This window comes from Vallitalea sp. (assembly GCF_025211055.1).
GTDB lineage: Bacteria > Bacillota > Clostridia > Lachnospirales > Vallitaleaceae > Vallitalea.
Genome location: NZ_JAOARO010000058.1, coordinates 1 through 7,952 on the forward strand (window position 1 = coordinate 1; position 7,952 = coordinate 7,952).

The following is a 7,952-nucleotide window of genomic DNA, read 5'->3' on the forward strand; positions in this document are numbered from 1 at the left end:
ATATATTTCATAATCAAGGCGCGAAGCGCACATTTTTCGATGAATATGTCAATGGTTTTTGACAAAAAAGTGGGGGGTTTTAATAAAAAGGAATCTAGAAGCGTTGAATTTACTGGCTTAGAGATTCCGAGAGAATATTTCACAGTTTAGGAGGTAAAAGATGTTAAAAAAATATGGAAAATTAATAAGCGGGTTCTTTTTATTTGCAATAATTATTAATATTTATTCTTTATCCCCAGTATTTGCTGATACCATAGATTATCTATTAGATATACCTTCTGCAATTAATACAACTGCAACACATAATAAAATTATTATAAAATGGGATAGAGTAAAAGATGCAGAAGGTTATGAAATAGAGGTCGATGGAAAAATAATTGATAATGGCAATTTTATTAATTATATACATAACAATTTACAATCAGGAACAGCTTATACTTTTAAAATAAGGGCAAAAAAGAATGGAAAATATGGTGAATGGAGTCAACCAGTGACACAACTTACAACAGAGCCATTTTATAAAACAATTGATCATTGGAAATATAAAAAAGAGCTTATGTTATCAAGGCATGGTGTAGGGGTTGTTGTAATAAATGATATGCTGTATGCAGTTGGAGGATACGGAAAAAGTTATTGTAATAATATAGAAGAGTATAATCCTGTGACTAATACATGGAGAATAGTAACAACGATGCCTACAACAAGATATGCTCCGTCTGTAGTAGCTATTGAAGATAGAATCTATGTAATAGGTGGATATAATAAAGAAAAGGGTACTCTAGGATCAATAGATGTATATAACTTAAAAACTGATAAATGGACTAAAATAGCAGATAAACTTACACCAGCAAGTAATTCCACATCCGTGGTAATAGATAATAATATATATTCAATTGGTGGATACAACGAACAAGATGGAATTTTGAACATAATTGAACACTATAATGCCGAAACAGATACTTGGGTAAAAAAGTCAGAAATGCCAACACCAAGAAGTCGATGTAGTAGTGTAGTAGTGAATGGAGAGATTTATGTATTAGGAGGATATGATGGTTCAAGTTTAGGTATAATTGAAGTATATAATCCCTTTACAGATTCATGGAGACAAAAAGGATATATGCCAATACCTAGATATGGTATGTCATTAATTAATATCTACAATAAAATTTATATATTAGGAGGGTATAATACAACGGCATTTGACATAGTAGAAGAATATGACGTCTATAATAATACTTTTGCTATACAAAGATTTATGAGTAAGGAAAGATTTAATTTTGGAGCAGTAGTTATAAAAGATCTATTATATGTGGTTGGAGGAACAAATGATGCTTATCCACTTAGTAGCGTTGAACAAGCATCTTTTATCAAACCAAATCCACCAAATAACTTTACCATGACACCTGAAGAAGAACGTATTAAGTTAGAATGGAACAAAGAGGAAGACTATATAACATATGAGGTTGAACTGAATGGGGAAATTATAGATAATGGGTTTGAGAATATATATCATCATGAGAATATAGAGAGGAATTATCAACATATTTACAGAGTTAGAAGTAAGCATTATACAACTAGTAGTTGGAGCGATATTAAAAGTTATATATTATGGGAACAAAATACTCCTGCTGTATGTTTATCAGTAGAAAACTGGTTTACGGTTAAAGAGTGGGTGGAAGCAGACGAAGAAGCTAAACAATCTGAAATCTTACTAAGAGCTAATAATATGGATAATTTCTATACTTTTTTTATTAGGATTGAATATGATCCAAATAAAATAGAAATCCTTGAAGATAGTATTATATCACCAGTATTAGGCTATGAACCTTCAAAATATATTAACTATACCAATGATAGTCAAAAAGGAATACTCAACTTGATGATATCAAAAACAGGAGCAGTTCAAGGGGTAGATGGAAAGTTTGATCTAGTGTCAGTCAAAGTAAAATATAAATCATTCTCTCCTTCAAAATTTTTAGTTACGAAGGTACAGGTAGTAAATGAAGAAGGATTTTTTATCAGTATTCCAAATATTAATAATAATGAACTGAGAATTTTAGAGGAATAAAATAGGAGGAGAATTCATTCATGAATAAATTAAGATACTACATGTTATTAATCATTATACTAAGTCTGATGCTAAATCTAAAAATTAATGCAATGGAAAAAACTATGGGTGAGATATCAAGTACTGATGTATCATCTTTCAAACCTAGATATAAAGTAGAAGGAACAGAAGGATTAGAAATTCTTAAATTAACCTATATTGATGATTCAGGAAGACATCAAGTTGATGAAGGTAAATATGAAAAAAAGTCTAAACAAGTCAATTATGTTGAGAAATCAGCAGGGTATAGTGAAAACACTTATATTTTTACAGGTAACTTATGGAGATGGTCAAGCGTTAATAGTACTAATATAGGAAACTCAAAAGATTATTCGGTAGCCGGTTATTCTGGTACAGTATATAGAGGTAGTACAACGCAAGGTGAGGTTGTAACTTCTTCTATACCAAGTAATCCTAAAAATGGTGATACCTATACAAAGACCCAGTATTATGATGTACAATGGTGTGGTACAATCTATAAGCTAGAATGGGTGCCTGATTTGGTGTGGCATGGAAAATATAAAGCACAATATAAAGGTTTTTATATAGAGGGTGATGAAATAGTTCTTAATTATGGACCTCTACAGTTGGTTAATGACCCAGTTAACATCGTAACAGGTAACTATTATGCAAATAGTACAGATATTATTATTGAGGATCATTTGCCAATATCAATAGAACGAAGTTATAACTCTCTATCTGATGAAATAGGTTTACTGGGAAAAGGATGGCGTTGGAACTATGAAACAAGCTTACAAGAAGACACCAAAAATAATGAAGTAACAATAAAATATCCTGATGGGCATGCTGTAACGTTTACTAAGCAAGAGGTTGATGATACCTATTCAGGACCTAATACTGTAAAAGAAACACTGACAAAACAATCAAATGGTTCTTTTACACTTGAATTTAAAAATAAATTAACTTATAAGTATTCATCGTTAGGAAAGCTCACATCTATAACTGATAAAAATAATAATACTGTAGAACTGATTTATGATGTTAAAGGTATTCTAACAAGAATTAGTAGTATTAATCAATCATTGGATGTCCAAATAACTAATGGCAAATTAATAAGGGTTGAAGATGAGAAGGGAAGATATGTGGCATTTAATTACCAAGGAAACAACCTAATTAATGTTCAAACTAAAAAAGGAAATAAAACATATACTTATAACCAACATGGCATAATATCCGCAACAGATTATAATGGCAATACATATATACAAAATCAGTATGATGAATTTGGTAGGATAAACTGGCAAAAAGATGGTGTGGGTAATATTATAACGTATGAATACAATGAGGCAACATTAGTAAATAAACATGTGACACAATCAACAGGGGATCAAACGAAATATACTTTTGATTTAAACATGAATATAATAAAAGAAGAATACAGTGATAGAACTACACAAATATTTACCTATGATAAATATGGGAATAAGACAAGCATAACAAATAGAAAAGGCTATAAAACTAGTTTCCAATACGATGATAGAAATAACATGACTAAAATTATATCCCCATCCCCATTTAACTATGAAACTATATTTACATACGATAATAATGATAATCTAACTAAAATACAATCACCAGATGGTGGAGAACAAATATTTATATATAACAATAACTCAAAAATAGTAGAACATAAAACTAAGATTGATAAAAATACATATACTACAACAACTTATAAATATGATAGTTATGGAAGATTACTTACAAGAACAAATCCGGAAGGATTTATTACATCGTATACATATGATATGGGTAATCTACCAAAAACTATAACAGATCCAGAAAACAACAAAATCAATTATACTTATGATACCTTATGTAGAATAAAAACAATTACAACAGACTATGGGACAACAACATTATCATATGATAATTGGGATAATATAACAAAAATAACGGATCCTCTTGGGAACATAACCAAAATGCTCTATGATGCTGAAGGCAACTTAATTAAAACTATTAATCCGCAACAATATAACAACAAAACCGGTGATGGAGACGGATATATTTATAATTATGACCAAATGGACAAACTTATTAAACAAACAGATCCATTGGGAAATGTTTATAAAATTCAGTATGATATAAGAGGTAATAAAACAAAAGAGGTTAACCCCAATGCTTATAATTCATCGACTAATGATGGACAAGGAATAAATTATGAATATGATATACAAAATAGAAAAATAAAAATAATAAATTCATCAGGAAAAAAAGCAAGAATAAAATATGATTCATTAGGCAATATCATTAAAACGATTGATGCAAATAATTATGTAGAATCAAAAGATGATGGAAAAGGAATTACATATTCCTATGATGAACTTAATAGAGTAGCTAAAATAGTAGATCCAGAAGGTAATGTAATAAATAAAATGGTATATGATAAAATGGGTCGTGTTATAAAGCAAATAGATGGACTAGGATACCTAAATGGTAATAGTGATAAACAAAGATATGGAACATTATTCAAATATAACCTAGCAGGTTGGTTATTAGAGAAAAGAATACCATTAAAAAAAGAAGGAAGTAAAGTATTTTACAATCTTACAACATATACCTACGATAAATTAGGGAGGGTTATAAGTGAAAAAAAATCAAATGAATATGTGACAATAACATCACAACCAACTACATATAATCAAATAAATTATAAATATGACAAGAACAATCGCATCATAGAAATAACAGATACTCAGGGAGCAAGGATCATCTACAAATATGATGCACTTGGTAATGTATTAACTCAAAAAACAAAATTAGAAGAAAACAAATATCAAGAAATAGGATATACATATGACAAACTAGGAAGAATCATTACAAAATACATAAAACTAAACAGAGAAGATTTAGGAGAGGACTATCAAGTTGGAGCACAAGATGGAAATGGTTATATTAAAGCAATAACATCCTATGAATATGATAAAAATGGGAATATAACAAAAGCAACAACCTCAGAAGGATATAGTACAGCTTATTCCTATGATGCGGCAAATAGACTAATAGCAAAAACAGAGGAAGTAACAAAAAACACTATTAGTCAGACCAATGTAAAGTTAGAGATTGAATCACCTAAGAAAAAAATATATGAAGACCAAACATATGTTTATAAAATTAATTCAAATACAGGAGAAACAATTAAAAAGATAAATGCTGACATCCAATATGATCCAAGAATCTACCAATTGGTTAATGCAGTAACTACTAATGAACAATTGAAAGTTACAACTGATCAATTAGGTAAAATCAATATTGTAGGGGATAATCTTAAACTTAATGGTAAAGAGGAGTTAGGAAAGATATTTTTAAAGGTTAAAACAAATATAACAGGAATTGGTTATATAACATTTAATCCATCTAGTAATTATATAGATAAAGAAGGTAACACCAAACCTTTTACAGAGCTAATAGGTCAAAGCCAATCTCTAAGGGGTCCAGATATGAATGAGGATGGGAGAGTAGAAACTGATGATTTTACTATAACAGCTCTTAAAAAAGACATGAACATCAATGACAAATATTTTGAGTTTAAATATGATATTAATGGTGATAATACCATAGGAACGAAAGATCTTGATTACATAACTAATTGGATATTTGAGGATAGAACGAAGAACAGTGTCCAACAAGATATTCTAAAATTTGATTTAAAACATACTAACATTCAGTATGAAAAAGGTGAAGAAAAAGTACTAAGAACTACAACATATGAATACGATAAAGTTGGTAATCTTATTAAACAAATTGATGCATCTGGAAATAATACTTATGAATATGACCTACAGGGCAATCTTATTAAACAAATTGATAAAGAAGGTAATATTCGTCGTTATAAGTATGATGAGGTAGGCAACATCATTAAAGAGATTATGCCAGAAAACTATAATAAAAGTACAGATAGTGGGCCTGCTAAAGCCTATACTTATGATACTATGAATCGTATTACAACTATAACTAATGAAGAAGGAAATGTAATACAAAAAAATATCTATAATAAAAAAGGTCAGCTAATTAAACGTATAGGTGGTAAAAATTATTATTCAGGCTCAACAGATGCTCTAAGAGATGGTATAACATATTCCTATGATATAGGAGGAAGAATAACAAGTATAACCACACCAAAAAGTAAAAAAGCAGGTAAAGTGACCATTAGCTATACCTATGATGCAAATAATAATATACTTACCCATACTGACGGAGAAGGTAATACAACAACTTATAAAAGGGATATCTGGGGACGAGCTACAAAAAAGATTAATGCAAAAGGTATATCGGAAGAATATACATATGATTACTTTGGAAATATTACAAGCACAAAAGATTGCAATGGTAATATAACAAGATATAATTATACTAATTCTAACCAAATAAAAGAGATTACTGATGCAAAAGGTAATATAATTAGCTATAAATATGATAAGCAAGGTAGAATGGTTAAGCAAAAAGATAAAATGGGGCAAACCATTAATTACCAATATAATAGTAATAATAGACTTACTAAAAAATGGATTATAGGAACAAATGACCAAGAAGAATATTTATATAATAAAAATGGAAGTCTACTAGCTGCTATAAATAAAAATGGGATACTAAAATATTCATATACAAAGAATAAACAGATACAAACAAAGACTTTCAATAAGGGACAAAAGCTAGTATATGAATATAATAAAAATGGTCAGATAATTAATCTAGTTAATCATGAACAGCAACAAACTAGCTATACTTATGATGCTGTTGGTAGATTAAAAACAGTATCAGACAATCAAGATATATTAGCTACATACAATTACAATAAAGATAGTTCTTTAAATAGTATTAGATACAATAATAATGTTGTAACTACCTACGGTTATGATAATAACAATAACATAACAAATCTTATACACAAAAAAAATGAAGAAGTAATTAATAGCTATAGTTATATCTACGATAATAATGATAATATAATTACTCAAATAAAAAATGGACAAAAAACATCATACACATATGATGAATTAAATCAATTAATAGCTGTCCAATATCCAGAGAAAGGCTTAGAGACATATAGTTATGATAATGTAGGCAATCGTCTCACAAAGACACATGAAGGAATAACAAGTAGTTATACATATAATAATTTAAATCAGCTGACAACAATGGAACAAAGTGATATAATAACTTCATATGAATATAACAAAAATGGTAATTTGATAAAAGAGATAATAGATGGATTTGAAACAAATTATAGTTACAATGGATTTAATCAGCTAACACAGATTTATAAACCTGATGGAAGTTGGCAACAAAATATATATGATCCTTCAGGATTAAGAAATGCTATTGTTGAAAATGGAATTTATACTAATTTTATTAACAATGGAGCTAATACTATAGCTGAGACTGATATTCATAACAATATATCTAAATTAAACATAAGCGGATATTCACTATTAGCAACAAAAGATCAAGTTGGAAGAAACTATTACTATCTTCAAAATGCACATACTGATGTAGTTGGTATTATTGACCAAAATGGAATAATGAAAAATTCATATGAATATGATGCATATGGAAATATAACAGATATGACTCAACAGATAAATAATAGATATACATATGCTGGAGAGCAATTTGATAAAATATCAGGTGATTACTATCTAAGAGCTAGATATTATAATCCTCAGGTAGGAAGATTTTTGCAAGAGGATAGTTATCGCGGGGATGGTTTGAATCTTTACGCATACGTAGCCAATAATCCAGTTAACTACATAGACCCTACAGGCTACTGTAAAGAGTATAAATCATTATCTAATACACGTGACTTTGATTTAAGCACCCAAGTTCA

At 29.0% G+C, this 7,952-nt stretch carries 2 protein-coding genes; both read left to right on the forward strand.

Annotated features, from left to right (window positions below; genetic code table 11):
• The first annotated feature begins 160 nt into the window (after nucleotides 1-160).
• Nucleotides 161-2,068 (forward strand): Kelch repeat-containing protein, encoded by a 1,908-nt coding sequence (locus N4A55_RS08380; protein WP_293755155.1) that lies wholly within the window; start codon nucleotides 161-163, stop codon nucleotides 2,066-2,068.
• 20 nt (nucleotides 2,069-2,088) lie between these two features.
• Nucleotides 2,089-7,952: RHS repeat-associated core domain-containing protein (locus tag N4A55_RS08385; protein ID WP_293755156.1), on the forward strand; the 5,864-nt coding region annotated here is incomplete at its 3' end.